A 17,892-nucleotide genomic window follows, 5' to 3' on the forward strand; every position below is an offset into this window, starting at 1 on the left:
GCGCTATGTTTTTTAATATGCTCGCGTTTGAGCTGCGCTATTTTGTGCGCCAGCCTTCGTTTTATGTGACCTCATTAATCTTCTTTTTTATGGCGTTTTTTATAAGCTCCAGCAGTAAGTTTCCGTTAGGTGGGGCTAATGTTCATATGAACTCGCCTTATACCATTATGCTTTTAACGGTTTCCTTTTGTACGCTTGCTATGTTTTTAGTGGTTAACTTTGTTGCAAGCTCAGCGATTCGCAATAGTGAGACCAAAATGGATGAGCTGGTGTTTAGTAAGGCCGTTAACCCGCTTGCTTATCAATCAGGACGCTTTTTTGGTGCTTACTTGGTTGTGCTCGTTGTTTTTTTAACTGTGCCATTAGGCGTGTTTTTGGGAACTCAATTTGGGTTGTTGGTTGGCTGGCTCGATAGTGAGCTAGTAGGCCCTAATAAGTTTATATATTACGCAGCGCCTTTTTTATATTTAGCAGTGCCAAGCTTATTGGTGCTTAGTGCTATTTTTAATAGTGTAGCGGTTTATTTTAAAACCATGATGGCCGTATATGTAACGGCCGTGGTGATCTATATAAGCTACCAATTGGCGAGTATCTATTTTGATGATTTAGCGTTTAGAAATATTGTTGTTTACGCAGACCCATTCGGCTTAGGTTCGTTAATCGATTTAACACGTTACTGGACTGTAAGTGATAAAAATACCGAAGTGTTAACGCTCTCGGGCGACTTTTTAATTAACCGTATTTTGTGGGTCGCAATAAGCTTAGCGATGTTTTTTGGCCTCGGAAAGTTAGGTAATCGCGTAGTAAGTAAAAAACAGAAAAAGCAATTTGCTGTTTCTACGTTTGTAAAAAATAAACAAGCAGCACTGATTAGCAGCGCAAAAAACTACAAGTCAAAAGGGGTCAATACGAAATCGCAATTACTAATGCGCAGCTTATTTGAACTTAAGCAAGTTATATTAAGTGCCCCTTTTATGATTTTAGCGGGTGTCAGTATTACTATGTTACTCGCACCACTTTTTGCGCCTATTGGCGCATATGGCACAACGGATTGGCCGCTCACACAAAACATGGTGGCCATTATTCAAAACTCCTCAGCTTTGTTTATGTTTATTATTATTGCTTATTACAGCGCAGAGCTGGTTTGGCGAGAACGCCACAGTGGTATGGGCGATATTGTTGACAGTTTCCCAGTGCATAATAGTGTGTTTTGGGTATCTAAAATTATTGCGCTAATCACTGCAGTTTGTGGTCTTTATTTAGTAGGCATGATGTTTACCATTGCAGTGCAACTATTTAAGGGGCAATTTAACCTAGAGCTTGGCCAGTACTTATTTAGGTTAGGCTACCTTACATTACTGCCTTTAATTATGATGGCTATTTTGGCGTTCTTTTTACAAATAATTAGCCCTAATAAATACATAGGTATGGGTTTGTTTATTCTGTATTACATTGCTCAAATGGTAATGGGTGCTTACGGGTTTGAGCATCATATGTATCATTTTTCACAAAGCAGTAGCGTACCGTATTCAGACATAAACGGTTACGGGCATTTTTTACAAGGCGCGCATTGGTATACCCTATATTGGGGAGCATTGAGTGTGTTTTTAGCTATTGTAGGCTTTGCTTTATGGCACCGTGGTCCATCGCAAACATTGCGTACGCGTTTATCTTTAGTGCGTTACAACATGTCTTTAATAGGCCAGATTGCAGCCGTTATAAGTTTATTGGTATTTGTGGGCGCGGGTTATAACATTTATTACAACACTCGTGTAATCAATGAGTTTGTAACAAGTGATGATAACAAAGCGCTACAAGTAAGGTATGAGCAAGAGTTCTCACAATACAAAGACTTACCGCTGCCTGTAATAACTGATGTTGATTTACACATTGATATTTATCCTAAAAAGCGTGCTTTAAACGCCGTGGCTAAAATTAAGTTTACCAATACCGCAAACGAGCCAATAACCCGTGTGTTAATCATCGAGCCTAGCCAATCTAAAAGCTGGGATGTAAAAATGGCGGGCGGGAAAATAGTCGAGCGTTTAACCGATTTTGGCATGGTATGGTTTGAGTTTGAACAACCGCTAATGCCTAATGAAGTACGCGAAGGTGAGCTTTCGGTTTCTCGTGAACACGACGGTTTTGTTGATAGAGGATCTGATACTCAACTCGTGCACAATGGTACATTTGTAAATAATAGAGAATTATTACCAAATTTTGGTTATCAAAAATATTTTCAAATTGCGGATAAATATGAGCGCCGTAAGCACGATTTACCCGATCTTGAACGTGCACATAAACTAGAAGACAGCCGCTATTATACGCAAAATGAGTTTGGGCCTGCTAATGGATTTATAAACTACAAGGCAACGGTAACCACCGATGAGTCGCAGTTTGCTATTACACCTGGTTACTTAAAAAGTGAGAGTGTAAAAGACGGGCGCCGTACTTTTGTTTATGAAATGGATGCCCCAATTATAAACTTTTATTCTGTACTTTCGGCAGAGCTTGAAAGTAAAAAGGTGGAGCACAACGGTGTAAATATTGAGGTGTACTACCACAAAGATCATATATGGAATGTTGACCGTATGATTGAGTCGGTACAAGACTCGATAGATTACTACACGCAAGCTTTTGGCCCATATCAGCATAAGCAGTTACGTATTATTGAGTTTCCTAAGTATCGCTCGTTTGCGCAAAGTTTTGCCAATACGGTACCTTACTCAGAAAGCATGGGCTTTATTACAGACTTAAGAGATGAGAGTAAAGTTGACTACCCTTACTATGTAACCGCACATGAAGTTGCACACCAATGGTGGGGGCATCAAGTATCGGGGGCTAATGTAGAAGGTAGTGCTGTTATTTCTGAAACACTTTCCCAGTACAGTGCGCTTATGGTGCTAAAAAAGCGCTTTGGCGCCGAGAAGCTTCGTAAATTCTTAAAGTACGAGTTAGACAAATACTTAATGGGCCGCACAGGTGAAGCCTTCGAAGAGATGCCGCTGTATAAAACGCAGTCTCAGCTGTATCTTCACTATAATAAAGGCTCAGTTGCAATGATGGCTTTGTATGACAGATTAGGTGAAGAGCGCTTAAATGCCGCACTTAAAGCGTTTTTGAATGAGTTTAAATACCAAGCAACGCCATACCCAACCACACTTGATTTACTTAGTTATTTAAAGCGAGATGCAACACAAGCTGAACAACGTTTTATTGATGATCAGTTTAAATATATAACGCTTTATGAGCTTGAAATGAAAGCAGTGTCGGTTACAGATGATGTTGATAGCGAAGGTTTTTATACAGTAACGCTGAACGTTGAAGCAACTAAGCAGCATGCCGATGGACAAGGTGAAGAAACCGAGCAACCACTCGATGAGCTAATTGATATTGCATTATTTAGCGATGATCCTGAAAACTTACTCGCTGAAGACTTTGTTATTTACTCGCAAAAGCATCAAATAGTCTCTGGTACTAATACTATTGAGCTAAAAGTAAAAGAAAAGCCAGTGTACGCAGGGGTAGACCCTTACATTAAGCTGGTCGATAAAGACAATAAAAATAATTTAGCTAAGTTTTAATGATTAGCTACTAGGGCCTGTTTATCTTTCGAGGTTGAATTTGCAGCAGTGTGTTTGGTATTTAGGCAAGGCAGAGCTTATGTTATTTCCCATAAATAGGCGATAACGCAGTATAAATACCAAACACGCGCTGCCCGTTGGGTTCGTCCTAGGGGCTATTTACTCTTTGTTGTTCGGTTTTTACTTAGCCCACTAGGTTACAAACCTCGCGCCGCGATTAAATAGCCCCTAGATAGAACAAATTTTAATCCTGAAAGGTCAACAGGCCTTATCTGAAAGGCTGCATTTAGTGCGGCCTTTTTTGTTTTAGCTAATGTGTATAACACTAGCTCTCAATAATACTTAATCACTTCAGAGCTAAACGTAGCAGCTGGCTGCGTTAAAGCCTCTGGTTTAGAACAACTAAATAGCGAATTTTCGGCTAGGTTTCGCCACGTTTCTCTTGCCTCAAAATAGATTAGTCAATTAAGCGAGTTGGCATTATAGGTAAATGATTTAACAGCAAGGAGATAGTGATTGATTAACTGAGGCGCATGGTAGAGCGTATTAGCTGCTAACCTCAGAGGACGTTATGAGTATTAGGCTGCCCTAAAAACGAGAAAAGGGCCAAAAGGCCCTTAGTGTTGCAGCAAGTAACACATTTTGTTTTAAAGCGTAAAGTCTACCGCGTAGCCTACGTAAACTTTAACATCTGACTCATCCATGTCGGTGTCAGATACGCCAAAAGTAAAACCATCTTTTGATACAGAAATACCGTAATCAATAATATTGTCATCGCCAATAAAGTCGCCAGAGTAGTGACCTAAGTGCAGCGCAACCTCAGTACCATTACTGCCAACAGCAAAGCTGTAATCGGCATTTAGGTAGAGTGAATCGCCAAAGTCGGTGCCATCACCATCTGCGGCTGAAGTGGCAAGGATTGCCGCACCAAAGGTGAAACCTCCTGTGCTGATGCTACCGTAAATCTCAGAGAAATCTGCATCTGCCTCAGAAGCTGCATCTGGGTAAGCGTAATAAATATAGCCTACATCGTAGCTAAAAGTGTCGTTAATATCGCCACCAAAACCCGCGTAAACATCAAGTTCGTAAGTCATTTCATCGGCCCATGAAGCATTTGATGCCCAAGTACCTACATAAAAGCCCGATTCATCAGCGTAATCAATACCGCCAGAAATAGCAGCATCGCCCCCAGTTTGCTCTTGACCACGCCATAAGTAGTTAGACGTAGCCGCTGCGTTTGCTGTTACCTCAGCATGTACGGCCGTTGATGTTAAAGATGTAGCACCCATTAATGCTATTGCGCTAATAGCGATGGTTTTTTTTAGTTTTAGCATGTCCATTTCCCGTTATATGATTTTTATCGCCTAGGTTTTTATTCTCTTATTGGCAACCCTTTGACTGGCGGTGTTTTATTGTTTAACTGGGAATGCAATTGCACTGTATGTGCCAGCTTAAAATAATTTCTATAAAACTGGTTTTTTATTTTTATAAAACAATATGTTGAGAAGTTTTAGAAGAGGGAATGATTGAGAGGGTTAATAAAAAAACGCACACTGCTGGTGCATAAATTAACCTAACTGCACCAGAAAAATACAGTTAGGTTAGGTAAATTTAGCCAAATATAGTGCGCATAAGACTAATTGTTTCGTTTACTCCGCGGCCTTTTTGTACTTCGCTAATAATAGAGTCGCGTTTGCTACGAATGTGCTCGGGAATGTCATCGGCTGCAAGTGCGCGGTCTACAAGTATTTCGGCTGACTCTTTGCCTCTACGTTGTGGTTTTCCCGCACTTGTTGTGCTGCGTTTAGGTTTGTTTAATAACTTAATATAATTTGAATTGTCGGCCGTGCTGGCATCTGCATAGTAAAAAAAGCACGGTAGTAATGCTTTTATACTGACCAGTTGCTCTTCTAGTTCATTGCTGCCATTAGCCATTTTAAACCACGACATAGCATGAATGCTTTGTACTATATCTTGCCAGTAGCGCTCAAAGTCGCGATTGTTTAGTTTTGTAATACCTAAAGCTGCGCATAATGCATCAAGACGGCTATTACTAATTGGTGTAAATACATCGGGGCGGCGCATTGCTAATAAACGGGTAGCAGGGGCAAGGGTTGGTTTTTCATCACTGCCGTTAAAGGCAAGTAAATAAGCAACAACAAACTGTTGGTAATCATCTTGGCTCACATCACCTTCAAGCGGGATGTTGGCAAGAGCATCGTCAAACGCACCAGGTAAGTCGGCTAGCATTTGATGAAAACCCTTTGCACTTTTTGTTGATGCAAACCACTCAACATCAAAGTTATAGGTGCTCGGGTCGAGCGTAGCAGTGTGTTTACCACTAAATGCCAGTAAATCCTCTGGGATCATATCTTTTAATGCTTGCTCACGAATAGTGTGCAAGTACGTGGTAAGGCGAAGCTGTTCTTCCAGTGCAATAACTTCTTTATGTTGCTCTACAAACATACTAATAACAGGCCAAGGTGCTACACGTAGTGTTTTAAGCTGTAAAAAGCTAATTGCTGAGGTTAGCTGGTCGTGCAGCTTTTTTAAAACGGGGAGTTGTTGTGGCTCTAGTAAATCGTAATTTATACGGTCTTTACTTGCACTTAGCAGCTCATAACACCAGCCTAAAAAATCCTCTGGGTGGTTTTCTACTTTCACGGCCATTAGGTTTAGGCTTAGTTCTGAAGCTTGCTTCAAGATGTTTTGGTAAATTTGACTTTCTTGTTCGCCTAGCGCCATTTTTGACGGTGAAATTAGCAGTTTTTTCATGCCTTGTAGAGTCTCCGAGTAGATACATTTTTTAGCTGCTTTATTTTAGCGCAAATACGCCAATAGCAACAGGGCCGTGCATCATACCTAACAATTCAAGGGATGCAATGTTGTAGGGTTTAATACTTGATTAGATTTAAACTTGATGAGCTTTACTTTTAGTTACCAATTTCGCAAAGTTTACTTTTAAGCATAAATTCATTTCAAATCAAATAAATTACAATAAACAGCTTTTTTGTCACAACGACAATGATTTTAAAGCTAACACTCGCTATGATAAGAACATTATTTGCACGTTTGAAAGGATGATCATGAAGACCTTACTCAAAATTGTTGGTGTAATACTCTTATTTTGTATTGCGTTAATTATTGCCGCTCCGTTTTTAATCCCAACCGATACTATTTTTAATAAAGTATCTGAGCAGGTTGAAAAAACAACAGGGCGCACACTTACTATTAAAGGTGATAAAACGCTTAGTGTATTTCCTGCATTAAAGTTAGAGCTTAACGATGTGCACTTTGCAAACATGCAGACAGGCTCGCGCGACGACATGGCAAGTATGGAGCAATTAGCTGTGCATATACCCTGGTTATCGTTATTTGGCGGCGAATTCAAACTAGATAAGTTTGTTATTAACGAGCCCAATATTTTATTAGAAACTGATAAAAACGGTAAAGCTAACTGGCAGTTGTTTGATGCTGTAGCAGAGCAGCCGCAAGAGCAAACTCAATCAGGTGAGGCTGTTAAACTACCAGAGAACTTTGATATAGAGTTAGGTGAAGTGGCTATTTACGGTGGTACGTTTACTTACCTAGATGGGCAAACAGGCGCTAAACAACAAATTAGTGACTTGGAATTGGCTATTTTACTTCCTTCACTACGTAAAAAACTAGAGATCAAAGGTGGCATTACATATATGCAAGAGCGCTTTGAGCTTGATGTAAAACTAGATACGCCAGCAAAAGCAATTGAAGGGGCGACGTTTGAGGTTACTCAAAGCGTAGACTCTCGCTTGGTCGATCTTACTTTTAACGGCAGTATTGCTCGCCAAGGTAAAGATATAAAAGGCGAGTTAGCGCTAAGTGGCGACTCTGTTAAAGATCTAGCAGCTTGGCAGGGCGTAGACTTAAATGCTAAACAAAACGCGTTTAATGCCTTTAGTGTTAACGGTAAAATGCACCTAGCGGGTGAAACATTTAATCTTGAAAAGTTAATTGCTACGTTAGATGAGCTAGAGATAAAAGGTAAAAGTGAGCTTAACCTAGGTAATCGCTTAGTTGTAAACGCTGATATTGACTTAGGTATGCTCGATTTAAACCCATATCTACCAGAGACAGTAGCGAAGCAAGAAGAGCCCCAGAGTGAAGAACCTAAAGCAGCACAGCCTATTGTTTGGGATGACACTAAAATCGATTTAAGTGCGTTAAATGCACTAGATGCAAATGTAGTTATTCGCTCAAGCGGTTTAAAAGCGAATGATATTGAGCTAGGTGCTAATCAATTTACAGTCGACTTAAACAACAGCGTTGCTAAATTAAGCTTAGATAGCTTTAAAGCCTATGAGGGCACTGGTAAAGGAGTCATTAATATAAATGCGCAGCAAACACCGTATAAAATAAGCACAAATTTTGATTTAGCCGAAATAGACGCGCAACCGTTACTCACTGATGCGGCTGGCTTTGATAAACTTATGGGTAAAGGGTCATTAAATTGGAACTTAACCACGACCGGTCAAAGTCAAAAAACCTTTATTGATGCTTTAAACGGCAAGATTGGCTTTGAATTTGCTGATGGGGCAGTCAAGGGCGCAAACATCGCTGAAATGGTTCGTAAAGGCAAAGAGCTTATTTCCGGTAATCTTGGCGCTGTAAGTGAGGGCTTAGATACGGGCTTTGAAGAATCTGAGCAAACTGACTTTTCTGCGCTCACTGGTAGCTTTAATTTTACGAATGGCGTGGGACATAATAATGATCTATCCCTGATGAGCCCACTTATTCGTATTACAGGTGAGGGCGATGTAGATTTACCCAAAACCAGTGTTGATTATCGGTTAGTAACAGGTATTGTTGATTCAATTGAAGGGCAAGGTACAACAGATGATAGCACGGGCTTTAAAATCCCACTGCGAATAAAAGGCCCATTCCATGACGTTGGCTTTAAGCTGGATGTAAGCAATGCACTTAAAGATGAAGCAAAACAAAAACTCGATGACGCCAAAGAAAAGGCAAAAGAGAAAGCCAAAGACAAAGTAAAAGATAAATTAAAAGGGCTATTTGGCTAAAGCCATTTACTCCAGAAAAAAGAAACAGGGCGCTAATTGCGCCTTGTTTGTTTTATAACCACTTGTAAAATAGCTACATAGCGGTTTTTACTCAGTTTTAATCTGCTCCTCTATTAAATTAATTAAAAAATAACCTACCACTCACTAGCCAATGCTGGTACAATTGCCCGCCCTTAAGAGACAACTCTGTTGTTTTTTGAGTGGGATTTAATCGAAGTGTCTTGATTTTAAACAAATTTAAGGCAAGTTGTAATTACTACACCGGAGGTCATTAACATGATCCAAATGCAAACTCAGCTGGAAGTTGCTGATAACAGCGGCGCTCGCAAAGTGCAGTGTATAAAAGTCCTTGGTGGTTCACACCGTCGCTATGCGGCAGTTGGCGATATCATTAAAGTTTCTGTAAAAGAAGCTATTCCTCGCGGTAAAGTGAAGAAAGGTGATGTTAAAAACGCGGTAGTTGTGCGTACCAAAAAAGGCGTTCGTCGTCCGGACGGTTCTCTGATCCGTTTCGATAGCAATGCGGCTGTTATCTTAAATGATAACTTGCAGCCAATTGGTACTCGTATCTTCGGCCCTGTGACTCGTGAACTTCGTAATGACAAGTTCATGAAAATTGTTTCACTAGCCCCAGAAGTACTGTAAGGAGTCTATCATGGCAGCAAAAATCCGTCGTGATGACGAAGTAATCGTACTAGCAGGTAAAGACAAAGGTAAGCGCGGCAAAGTGCTTTCAGTTGTTACTGAGTCTGGTCGAGTATTTGTCGAAGGCATTAACTTAATCAAGAAACACCAAAAGCCGGTTCCACAATTGAACCAAGCTGGCGGCATTGTTGAGAAAGAAGCGTCTATCGACGTATCAAACGTTGCGATCTACAACTCGGAAACGAGTAAAGCAGATCGTGTAGGTTTCAAGATTGAAGATGGTAAGAAATTACGTATCTTTAAATCTACTGGTAAAACTATCTAATAGTTGGAGTAGAATGATGGCGAAACTGCATGAAGTATATAAAGACAAAGTAGTTGCTGAGCTTCAAGAGAAGTTTGGTTTCAGCTCTGTCATGCAAGTCCCTCAGATCGAAAAGATCACATTAAATATGGGCGTGGGCGAAGCCCTAGCTGACAAGAAGATTTTAGATAACGCTGTTGCGGATCTAGAAGCTATCTCTGGTCAGAAACCTTTAATCACTAAAGCTCGCAAATCTGTTGCAGGCTTCAAAGTGCGTGAAGGCTACCCAATTGGCTGTAAAGTAACCTTACGCGGCGAGCGTATGTGGGACTTTTTTGAGCGTTTGGTATCAATCGCTATCCCACGTATCCGTGACTTCCGTGGTGTGAGTGCTAAGTCTTTTGATGGACGTGGTAACTACAGCATGGGCGTACGTGAACAAATCATCTTCCCAGAAATTGATTACGATAAAGTAGACCGTGTACGCGGTATGGATATCACAATCACAACTTCTGCGAAATCTGATGAGGAAGGCCGTGCGTTGTTAGAAGCGTTTAACTTCCCATTCAAGAAATAAGGGTAGGGTTATGGCAAAGAATTCTATGAAAGCGCGCGAAGCAAAGCGCACTAAACTAGTTGCTCAGTACGCTGAAAAGCGTGCAGCACTAAAAGCTATCATCAGCGATGTTAACGCATCAGAAGATGATCGTTGGGACGCGGTACTTAAGCTTCAAGCTTTACCACGTGATTCTAGCCCTGCACGTCAACGTAATCGTTGTAACATTACGGGCCGCCCACATGGTTTCCTTCGCAAATTCGGCATGAGCCGTATTAAAGTTCGCGAAGCAGCTATGCGCGGTGAAATTCCTGGCCTTAAAAAGGCTAGCTGGTAATAGTATCACGGGAGTAAGACTATGAGCTTGCAAGATCCTATCGCGGATTTGTTCACACGTATCCGTAACGGTCAATCAGCGAAGAAAGTATCTGTAACGATGCCAACTTCAAAGCTGAAAGTAGCAGTAGCTAAAGTATTAAAAGACGAAGGTTACATCGCAGATTTCGCAGTAAACAGCGAAGCGAAACCTGAGCTTTCTATCGAGTTGAAATACTTCGAAGGCAAAGCTGTAATTGAAAATATCCAGCGTGTTAGCCGCCCTGGTCTACGTATCTATAAGAAACGTGACGAATTACCGAAGGTAATGGGTGGTCTTGGTATCGCTATCGTATCAACTTCTAAAGGCCTAATGACAGACCGCGCAGCACGTAGTGCTGGTGTTGGTGGTGAAATCATTGGCTTTGTAGCTTAATCGGAGGGGAACTATGTCTCGCATAGCAAAGGCACCAATCAATGTTCCTGCCGGTGTAGAAGTTACATTAAAAGGCCAGGACATCACAGTTAAAGGCAAAAACGGTGAATTAACGCGTACTATCAACGATGCAGTTGAAGTACAACTTAATGACAACGTTATTACAACTTTACCTCGTGAAGGCGTAGCTAATGCATGGGCACAAGCAGGTACTGCTCGCGCTCTTATCAACAACATGGTTGTTGGTACGCATGAAGGTTACGAGAAGAAACTTCAGTTAGTAGGTGTTGGTTACCGTGCTGCAGCTAAGGGTAAAGTTTTAGACTTAACACTTGGTTTCTCGCACCCAGTTAATTTCGAAGTTCCTGAAGGAATTACGATTGAAACTCCAAGCCAAACAGAAGTTCTAGTTAAGGGCGTAGATAAGCAGTTAGTTGGTCAAACAGCTGCTAACATTCGTGCATACCGCAAACCAGAGCCATATAAAGGTAAAGGTGTTCGTTACGCAGATGAGAATGTACGCCGTAAAGAGGCTAAGAAGAAGTAAGGTAAGACGATGGATAAAAAAACAGCTCGTCTACGTCGTGCTAAACGCACTCGTAGAAATTATATTGAACAAGGCACAACGCGTCTTGTTATCCACCGCACGCCACGTCACATTTACGCTCAAGTAGTTAATGCTGAGGGTACTGTACTGGCTGCTGCTTCTACTGTTGAGAAAGCTATTAGCGAAACAGTTAAAGGCACAGGCAACGTTTCAGCTGCACAAGCAGTTGGTAAAGCGGTTGCAGAACGTGCGGCTGACAAAGGCATCGAAAAGATTGCTTTTGATCGCAGTGGCTTTAAATATCACGGCCGTGTGAAGGCGCTAGCTGATGCTGCGCGTGAAGCCGGTTTGCAATTCTAGGAGTAGACAATGGCTAACGTAGAAGCAAAGCAACAACAGCCTGATTTAGCTGAAAAGCTAATCGCGGTAAACCGTGTGTCTAAAGTAGTTAAAGGTGGTCGTATCTTTAGCTTCACTGCACTAACTGTAGTTGGTGATGGCGCAGGTAAAGTAGGTTTTGGTTATGGTAAAGCTCGTGAAGTTCCAGCTGCTATTCAAAAAGCAATGGAAAAAGCACGTCGCAACATGATCAATGTAGACCTAAATGGCAACACATTACAGCATCCTGTTAAAGGACGTCATGCTGGCTCACAAGTGTTCATGAAACCAGCATCTGAAGGTACTGGTATCATCGCAGGTGGTGCTATGCGTGCAGTACTAGAAGTTACTGGTGTGCAGAACGTACTTTCTAAATGTTACGGTTCTACCAACCCGATCAACGTAGTACGTGCAACGATTCAAGCTCTAGAGAACATGAACTCTCCTGAGTCAATCGCTGCTAAACGTGGTCTGCGCGTAGACGAAATTCTGGGGTAACCATGGCAAATAAAACTGTAAAAGTAACACAAGTAAAGAGCTCTATCGGTCGTTTACCGAAGCATAAAGCTACATTACGCGGTCTTGGTTTACGTCGTATCAACCACACTGTTGAGTTAGAAGACACAGCATGTGTACGTGGTATGATCAACCGAGTTTCTTACATGGTAAAGGTAGAGGGTTAATTTCATGCATTTGAATACACTTTCACCTGCTGCAGGTTCTAAAACTGCTCCAAAACGTGTTGGTCGTGGTATCGGTTCTGGTCTTGGTAAGACTGGTGGCCGTGGTCACAAAGGTCAAAAATCACGTTCTGGCGGTAAAGTACGCGTTGGTTTTGAAGGCGGTCAAATGCCTATGCAACGTCGTCTACCTAAATTTGGTTTCACTTCACGCAAATCGTTAGTATCTGCAGAAGTAAACCTTTTTGAAATCGCTAAAGTTGAAGGCGATGTGGTAGACCTAAACGCGTTACAAGCAGCTGGTCTAGTTAAAAAGAACGTTCTGTTCGTTAAAGTTGTTAAATCTGGCGAAGTTTCACGCGCTGTTACCGTTAAAGGCCTTAAGGCTTCTAAAGGTGCTCGCGAAGCTATTGAAGCTGCCGGAGGCAAGGTAGAAGACTAAGGAAGTACTAATGGCTAAACCAGGTCAAGATACACAAAGTGCACAAAGTGGACTTTCGGAATTGAAGCGTCGATTACTATTTGTTTTAGGTGCTATCATTATTTACCGTCTAGGTTCATTTGTGCCAATCCCTGGGATTGACGCCGCTGTACTTGCCGATTTCTTCGAGCAACAAAAGGGCACCATTGTTGAGATGTTCAACATGTTTAGCGGTGGTGCGCTTGAGCGAGCTTCAGTGTTAGCACTGGGTATTATGCCGTATATCTCGGCTTCGATTATTACGCAACTATTAACGCATATGTATCCTCCGTTTATAGAGCTTAAGAAAGAAGGTGAGCAAGGGCGTAAAAAAATTAGCCAGTATACACGCTACGGCACGCTTGTGCTTGCTACTATCCAATCAATCGGTATTGCAACTAGCTTACCGGGCATGATGGAAGGGTTAGTTGTTAACCCTGGTATCGGTTTCTACTTCACTGCAGTGGTGAGTTTAGTAACGGGTACTATGTTCCTAATGTGGTTGGGCGAGCAAATAACTGAGCGCGGTATCGGTAACGGTATCTCAGTTCTAATATTTGTTGGTATTGTAGCTAACCTGCCGTCTGCTATTGGTTCGACAGCCGAAATGGCGCGCCAAGGTGATTTGAATGTTTTTGTACTGTTGATGGTTGCGGTTATAGTATTCGCTGTTACTTATCTTGTAGTGTTTTTCGAACGTGGGCAACGTCGTATTGTTGTTAACTACGCTAAACGCCAACAAGGTCGTCAAGTATTTGCTGCTCAAAGCACGCATTTACCACTAAAAGTAAATATGGCGGGTGTTATTCCACCAATCTTTGCTAGCAGTATAATTCTGTTCCCTGGTACAATTGCAAGCTGGTTCGGCCAGGGTGAAGGTCCGGTCGCTGATGTACTACAAGCTATTGCAACAACGTTGACTCCAGGTCAACCTTTGTATGCGATGGTATTAGCAGCAGCTATCATCTTCTTCTGCTTTTTCTACACAGCGTTGGTTTTCAACCCTCGTGAGACAGCAGACAACCTGAAGAAATCTGGCGCATTTATCCCAGGTATTCGTCCAGGTGAGCAGACATCTAAATACATTGATAAAGTGATGACACGCCTGACATTGGCAGGTGCTTTGTATATAACCTTTATCTGTCTGGTGCCCGAATTCATGACTATGGCATGGCAAACGCCATTCTATTTCGGCGGTACATCAATTTTGATTATCGTTGTAGTAATCATGGACTTTATGGCACAAGTACAGACTCACCTGATGTCACATCAGTATGATTCTGTGCTGAAAAAAGCGAACCTTAAAGGCTACGGTCGATAAGGTCAGTTTACGGAGTTGAGCAATGAAAGTACGTGCTTCCGTTAAGAAAATATGCCGTAACTGTAAAGTTATTAAACGTGCTGGTGTAGTACGCGTAATTTGCAGTGAGCCTAAGCATAAGCAAAGGCAAGGCTAAGTAAACAGTCGTGCAGGCTGAGGTTTCTCGGCCTGTGTTTTTAGTTGTGATTTGGTCTTCGTTTGAGTATCCTTACGGGCTTTTCAAACTTTTGATTACCAAATTCAAATATAGGAGATGTGTTAGTGGCCCGTATCGCTGGCATTAACGTCCCTGATCATAAACATGCAGTTATTGGTTTAACAGCTATTTATGGCATAGGTAAGACTCGCTCTAAGGCTATCTTAGAAGCGACTGGTATCGCCGAGACCACAAAAATCGGTGAACTTTCAGACGAAACTCTTGACGTACTGCGTGACGCAGTTGGCAAGTACACTGTAGAAGGTGACCTTCGTCGTGAAGTTACTCTAAATATCAAGCGCCTTATGGACCTTGGTTGTTTCCGTGGCCTACGTCACCGTCGCTCTTTACCACTACGTGGTCAAAGAACAAAGACTAACGCGCGTACCCGTAAGGGTCCTCGTAAGCCTATTAAGCGATAAGGGGATAGTATTATGGCTAAGACACCAATTCGTCGTAAAAAGGTTAAAAAGCAAGTTGCTGATGGTATGGCTCATGTTCATGCGTCTTTCAACAACACTATTGTAACAATTACCGACCGTCAAGGTAATGCACTATCATGGGCTACTGCCGGTGGTTCAGGTTTCCGTGGTTCACGTAAATCTACACCATTTGCTGCTCAGGTTGCTGCAGAGCGTGCAGGTACTGCTGCTCAAGAATACGGTTTAAAAAATCTAGAAGTTTTCATTAAAGGTCCAGGTCCAGGTCGTGAATCTGCTGTACGTGCTTTGAATGCTGCTGGTTACCGTATTACCAACATTACTGACGTGACGCCAATACCACACAATGGTTGTCGTCCACCGAAGAAACGTCGCGTTTAACAATAGGTTAGGAGAAATAACATGGCAAGATATTTGGGCCCTAAGCTCAAGCTGAGTCGTCGTGAAGGTACTGACCTGTTCCTTAAGAGCGGCGTAAGAGCTATCGACTCTAAGTGTAAACTTGAGACTGCACCTGGTCAGCACGGCGCTCGTAAAGGTCGCTTATCTGATTACGGTTTACAATTACGTGAAAAGCAAAAAGTACGTCGTATCTACGGTGTATTAGAAAAGCAATTCCGTAATTACTACAAAGAAGCTGCTCGCCTTAAAGGTAATACAGGTGAAAACTTGTTACAGCTTTTAGAGCAACGTTTAGACAATGTTGTATATCGCATGGGTTTTGCTAGCACACGCGCTGAAGCACGTCAGTTAGTAAGCCACAAAGCGATTTTAGTTAATGGTCGTGTTGTGAACATTCCTTCATACGTAATTACTCCAGAAGATACTGTAGTAATCCGTGAGAAGTCTAAAACACAAGCACGTATCATCGCTGCTCTAGAGTTGGCTGAGCAACGTGAAAAGCCGACTTGGGTTGAAGTTGACGGTAAGAAATTGGAAGGTAGCTTTAAGCGCCTACCTGAGCGTTCAGATCTGTCTGCGGACATTAATGAACAACTAATCGTCGAACTTTACTCTAAGTAAAGTTAAGAGTTAAGAGAGGATAAAATGCAGGGTTCTGTTACAGAATTTCTAAAACCAAGGTTAGTCGATATCGACGCTATCAACCCAACGCGTTCTAAAGTAGTTTTAGAACCACTAGAGCGTGGCTTTGGTCATACTCTGGGTAATGCCTTACGCCGTATACTGCTATCATCTATGCCTGGATGCGCAGTAACTGAAGTTGAAATCGACGGTGTATTGCATGAGTACAGCGCGAAAGAAGGCGTACAAGAAGACATCATTGAAATACTACTAAACCTAAAAGGTCTAGCAGTAACGTTAGAAGGCAAAGATGAAGTTTTTCTGACCCTGACTAAATCTGGTGTAGGCCCTGTGACTGCGGCTGATATTCAGCACGATGGCGATGTAACAATTGCTAATCCAGATCACGTTATTTGTCATTTAACGACAGATAGCAGCGAGATCAGCATGCGTATTCGTGTTGAGCGTGGTCGTGGTTATGTGCCGGCATCTAGTCGTTTATCCTCTGATGACGATGAGCGTCCAATTGGTCGATTGCTGCTTGATGCATCATTCAGCCCAGTTGAACGTATTGCGTACTCGGTTGAATCAGCCCGTGTTGAGCAACGTACAGACTTAGACAAGTTAATCATTGATATGGAAACAAACGGCACTTTAGATCCTGAAGAAGCGATCCGCCGTGCGTCTACTATCTTAGCTGAGCAATTAGATGCATTCGTAGATTTACGTGATGTAACTGAGCCAGAAGAGAAAGAAGAGAAGCCAGAATTCGATCCTATTCTACTTCGTCCAGTTGATGATCTTGAACTAACAGTACGTTCAGCAAACTGTTTGAAAGCCGAGCAAATTCAATATATCGGTGATTTAGTGCAGCGCACTGAAGTTGAGCTTCTTAAAACGCCTAACCTAGGCAAGAAGTCTCTAACTGAAATAAAAGACGTGCTAGCTTCACGTGGTCTTTCTCTAGGTATGCGCCTAGAAAATTGGCCGCCTGCAAGCCTAGCTGAATAATCTAAATCACTATATTAGTTTAGTTAGAAGGATAGGGTCATGCGCCATCGTAAGAGTGGTCGTCAATTAAACCGTAACAGTAGCCATCGTAAAGCGATGTTCAGCAATATGGCAGGTTCTTTGGTGAAACATGAAATCATCAAAACTACTTTGCCTAAAGCGAAAGAGTTACGCCGTGTAATTGAACCTTTAATCACACTGGCTAAGACTGACAGTGTAGCAAATCGCCGTTTAGCGTTTGCTCGCACGCGTGATAATGAAGTAGTTGGTAAATTGTTCAGCGAAATCGGTCCTCGTAATACAGACCGTCCAGGTGGTTACACTCGTATTCTTAAGTGTGGCTTCCGTGCTGGTGATAATGCACCAATGGCTTATATTGAACTAGTAGGTCGCCCAGCGACTAACGAAGAAGTTCAAGAAGACGCGCAGTCTGCAGAGTAAGTCTTTAAAGAGACACCAAAAAGCCGAGCTTAATGCTCGGCTTTTTAATGCCTAAAATTTGACATCTCTCCAAATAGTTACTTAATTATTACCTATTACCTATTACCTATTACCTATTACCTATTACCTATTACCTATTACCTATTACCTTATTCTGTTAAACCGACTTAATTAAGCTAATGTAGTTATAAAGTCTGCATTTTTAAAAAGCCTAATAAAGCGCTATCGCTATAAGTTGAGCGTATAAGATGTGTAACACATGCCTCAGGCTTTATAGTGTCCAGTATAATTTAGATAGTAATAAAGCAAACTTGCCAATCACACAAAGATATTTAACTTTAACTCGCTTATTTAGCCGGTTTAAGTCTACTTTTAGTAGGGTTTTTGAGCGTTTAGCTCAAATACTCAGCGAACAGTCATTTATTTTAAGTTTTCTTCAAAAAAGGGTTGATCTGTTTTCGGATCTCCCTATAATGCGACCCCACTGAGACGGCAGAC

General features: G+C 41.8%; 21 protein-coding genes. 19 read left to right on the forward strand and 2 right to left on the reverse strand.

Annotation, left to right across the window (positions count from 1 at the left end; all coding sequences use genetic code 11):
- The first annotated feature begins 5 nt into the window (after positions 1–5).
- A complete protein-coding gene (locus WDB87_RS12225; protein WP_337850011.1) occupies positions 6–3,584 on the forward strand; it encodes an ABC transporter permease/M1 family aminopeptidase in 3,579 nt (1,192 codons plus the stop codon).
- 647 nt (positions 3,585–4,231) lie between these two features.
- Here WDB87_RS12225 and WDB87_RS12230 read toward each other — a convergent pair.
- Positions 4,232–4,918, reverse strand: a complete 687-nt coding sequence (locus WDB87_RS12230; RefSeq protein ID WP_286245507.1) for a TorF family putative porin — start codon at positions 4,916–4,918, stop codon at positions 4,232–4,234.
- Between the two features lie 277 nt (positions 4,919–5,195).
- Complete coding sequence (locus tag WDB87_RS12235) at positions 5,196–6,359, reverse strand: hypothetical protein (protein ID WP_337850012.1); 1,164 nt, start codon at positions 6,357–6,359, stop codon at positions 5,196–5,198.
- A gap of 311 nt (positions 6,360–6,670) precedes the next feature.
- Here WDB87_RS12235 and WDB87_RS12240 point away from each other — a divergent pair, with 311 nt between their 5' ends.
- The 18 genes from WDB87_RS12240 (at position 6,671) to rplQ (ending at position 17,394) form a co-directional block, all read left to right on the forward strand.
- A complete protein-coding gene (locus WDB87_RS12240; protein WP_337850013.1) occupies positions 6,671–8,641 on the forward strand; it encodes an AsmA family protein in 1,971 nt (656 codons plus the stop codon).
- A 276-nt stretch (positions 8,642–8,917) separates the two neighbouring features.
- Positions 8,918–9,286 (forward strand): 50S ribosomal protein L14, encoded by a 369-nt coding sequence (rplN, locus tag WDB87_RS12245; RefSeq protein WP_004589211.1) that lies wholly within the window; start codon positions 8,918–8,920, stop codon positions 9,284–9,286.
- 10 nt (positions 9,287–9,296) lie between these two features.
- Positions 9,297–9,611, forward strand: coding sequence for a 50S ribosomal protein L24 (gene rplX / locus WDB87_RS12250; protein ID WP_004589210.1), 315 nt, complete (start codon positions 9,297–9,299; stop codon positions 9,609–9,611).
- 16 nt (positions 9,612–9,627) lie between these two features.
- Complete coding sequence (gene rplE, locus WDB87_RS12255; RefSeq protein WP_010392500.1) at positions 9,628–10,167, forward strand: 50S ribosomal protein L5; 540 nt, start codon at positions 9,628–9,630, stop codon at positions 10,165–10,167.
- Between the two features lie 10 nt (positions 10,168–10,177).
- Complete coding sequence (gene rpsN / locus WDB87_RS12260) at positions 10,178–10,483, forward strand: 30S ribosomal protein S14 (RefSeq protein ID WP_004589208.1); 306 nt, start codon at positions 10,178–10,180, stop codon at positions 10,481–10,483.
- A gap of 21 nt (positions 10,484–10,504) precedes the next feature.
- The gene (gene rpsH / locus WDB87_RS12265) at positions 10,505–10,897 is read left to right on the forward strand and encodes a 30S ribosomal protein S8 (RefSeq protein ID WP_004589207.1); all 393 of its coding nucleotides are present in this window, start codon (positions 10,505–10,507) and stop codon (positions 10,895–10,897) included.
- A 13-nt stretch (positions 10,898–10,910) separates the two neighbouring features.
- Positions 10,911–11,444: a 50S ribosomal protein L6 gene (gene rplF / locus WDB87_RS12270; protein WP_138541031.1), complete on the forward strand. Its 534-nt coding sequence runs from the start codon at positions 10,911–10,913 to the stop codon at positions 11,442–11,444.
- A gap of 9 nt (positions 11,445–11,453) precedes the next feature.
- Entirely contained in the window at positions 11,454–11,804 is a 351-nt protein-coding gene (gene rplR / locus WDB87_RS12275) for a 50S ribosomal protein L18 (protein WP_004589205.1), read from the forward strand.
- A gap of 9 nt (positions 11,805–11,813) precedes the next feature.
- Entirely contained in the window at positions 11,814–12,320 is a 507-nt protein-coding gene (rpsE, locus tag WDB87_RS12280; RefSeq protein ID WP_004589204.1) for a 30S ribosomal protein S5, read from the forward strand.
- Between the two features lie 2 nt (positions 12,321–12,322).
- Positions 12,323–12,505, forward strand: coding sequence for a 50S ribosomal protein L30 (rpmD, locus tag WDB87_RS12285; protein WP_004589203.1), 183 nt, complete (start codon positions 12,323–12,325; stop codon positions 12,503–12,505).
- Positions 12,506–12,509: 4 nt separating this feature from the next.
- Positions 12,510–12,944 (forward strand): 50S ribosomal protein L15, encoded by a 435-nt coding sequence (gene rplO / locus WDB87_RS12290; protein ID WP_004589202.1) that lies wholly within the window; start codon positions 12,510–12,512, stop codon positions 12,942–12,944.
- Between the two features lie 10 nt (positions 12,945–12,954).
- On the forward strand, positions 12,955–14,283 hold the full coding sequence (secY, locus tag WDB87_RS12295) for a preprotein translocase subunit SecY (RefSeq protein WP_055015418.1): 1,329 nt from the start codon (positions 12,955–12,957) through the stop codon (positions 14,281–14,283).
- A 22-nt stretch (positions 14,284–14,305) separates the two neighbouring features.
- Positions 14,306–14,419: a 50S ribosomal protein L36 gene (rpmJ, locus tag WDB87_RS12300; RefSeq protein ID WP_002959476.1), complete on the forward strand. Its 114-nt coding sequence runs from the start codon at positions 14,306–14,308 to the stop codon at positions 14,417–14,419.
- A gap of 125 nt (positions 14,420–14,544) precedes the next feature.
- Complete coding sequence (gene rpsM, locus WDB87_RS12305; protein WP_004589200.1) at positions 14,545–14,901, forward strand: 30S ribosomal protein S13; 357 nt, start codon at positions 14,545–14,547, stop codon at positions 14,899–14,901.
- Positions 14,902–14,913: 12 nt separating this feature from the next.
- The gene (rpsK, locus tag WDB87_RS12310) at positions 14,914–15,300 is read left to right on the forward strand and encodes a 30S ribosomal protein S11 (RefSeq protein ID WP_002959471.1); all 387 of its coding nucleotides are present in this window, start codon (positions 14,914–14,916) and stop codon (positions 15,298–15,300) included.
- Between the two features lie 21 nt (positions 15,301–15,321).
- The gene (rpsD, locus tag WDB87_RS12315; RefSeq protein ID WP_002959461.1) at positions 15,322–15,942 is read left to right on the forward strand and encodes a 30S ribosomal protein S4; all 621 of its coding nucleotides are present in this window, start codon (positions 15,322–15,324) and stop codon (positions 15,940–15,942) included.
- 24 nt (positions 15,943–15,966) lie between these two features.
- Entirely contained in the window at positions 15,967–16,953 is a 987-nt protein-coding gene (locus WDB87_RS12320; protein ID WP_004589198.1) for a DNA-directed RNA polymerase subunit alpha, read from the forward strand.
- A gap of 39 nt (positions 16,954–16,992) precedes the next feature.
- Positions 16,993–17,394 carry a 50S ribosomal protein L17 gene (gene rplQ, locus WDB87_RS12325; RefSeq protein ID WP_004589197.1) on the forward strand — a complete coding sequence of 134 codons (402 nt, stop codon included), beginning with the start codon at positions 16,993–16,995 and terminating at the stop codon, positions 17,392–17,394.
- The last annotated feature ends 498 nt before the right edge of the window (positions 17,395–17,892 follow it).

It is taken from the genome of Pseudoalteromonas sp. C12FD-1 (assembly GCF_037414265.1).
Classification (GTDB): domain Bacteria; phylum Pseudomonadota; class Gammaproteobacteria; order Enterobacterales; family Alteromonadaceae; genus Pseudoalteromonas.

Bases quoted from the DNA above. Each gene is read 5' to 3' on its own strand.
- WDB87_RS12225 (WP_337850011.1), top strand. From the start codon at position 6: ATGTTTTTTAATATGCTCGCGTTTGAGCTGCGCTATTTTGTGCGCCAG.
- WDB87_RS12230 (WP_286245507.1), bottom strand. From the start codon at position 4,918: ATGCTAAAACTAAAAAAAACCATCGCTATTAGCGCAATAGCATTAATG.
- WDB87_RS12235 (WP_337850012.1), bottom strand. From the start codon at position 6,359: ATGAAAAAACTGCTAATTTCACCGTCAAAAATGGCGCTAGGCGAACAA.
- WDB87_RS12240 (WP_337850013.1), top strand. From the start codon at position 6,671: ATGAAGACCTTACTCAAAATTGTTGGTGTAATACTCTTATTTTGTATT.
- rplN (WP_004589211.1), top strand. From the start codon at position 8,918: ATGATCCAAATGCAAACTCAGCTGGAAGTTGCTGATAACAGCGGCGCT.
- rplX (WP_004589210.1), top strand. From the start codon at position 9,297: ATGGCAGCAAAAATCCGTCGTGATGACGAAGTAATCGTACTAGCAGGT.
- rplE (WP_010392500.1), top strand. From the start codon at position 9,628: ATGGCGAAACTGCATGAAGTATATAAAGACAAAGTAGTTGCTGAGCTT.
- rpsN (WP_004589208.1), top strand. From the start codon at position 10,178: ATGGCAAAGAATTCTATGAAAGCGCGCGAAGCAAAGCGCACTAAACTA.
- rpsH (WP_004589207.1), top strand. From the start codon at position 10,505: ATGAGCTTGCAAGATCCTATCGCGGATTTGTTCACACGTATCCGTAAC.
- rplF (WP_138541031.1), top strand. From the start codon at position 10,911: ATGTCTCGCATAGCAAAGGCACCAATCAATGTTCCTGCCGGTGTAGAA.
- rplR (WP_004589205.1), top strand. From the start codon at position 11,454: ATGGATAAAAAAACAGCTCGTCTACGTCGTGCTAAACGCACTCGTAGA.
- rpsE (WP_004589204.1), top strand. From the start codon at position 11,814: ATGGCTAACGTAGAAGCAAAGCAACAACAGCCTGATTTAGCTGAAAAG.
- rpmD (WP_004589203.1), top strand. From the start codon at position 12,323: ATGGCAAATAAAACTGTAAAAGTAACACAAGTAAAGAGCTCTATCGGT.
- rplO (WP_004589202.1), top strand. From the start codon at position 12,510: ATGCATTTGAATACACTTTCACCTGCTGCAGGTTCTAAAACTGCTCCA.
- secY (WP_055015418.1), top strand. From the start codon at position 12,955: ATGGCTAAACCAGGTCAAGATACACAAAGTGCACAAAGTGGACTTTCG.
- rpmJ (WP_002959476.1), top strand. From the start codon at position 14,306: ATGAAAGTACGTGCTTCCGTTAAGAAAATATGCCGTAACTGTAAAGTT.
- rpsK (WP_002959471.1), top strand. From the start codon at position 14,914: ATGGCTAAGACACCAATTCGTCGTAAAAAGGTTAAAAAGCAAGTTGCT.
- rpsD (WP_002959461.1), top strand. From the start codon at position 15,322: ATGGCAAGATATTTGGGCCCTAAGCTCAAGCTGAGTCGTCGTGAAGGT.
- WDB87_RS12320 (WP_004589198.1), top strand. From the start codon at position 15,967: ATGCAGGGTTCTGTTACAGAATTTCTAAAACCAAGGTTAGTCGATATC.
- rplQ (WP_004589197.1), top strand. From the start codon at position 16,993: ATGCGCCATCGTAAGAGTGGTCGTCAATTAAACCGTAACAGTAGCCAT.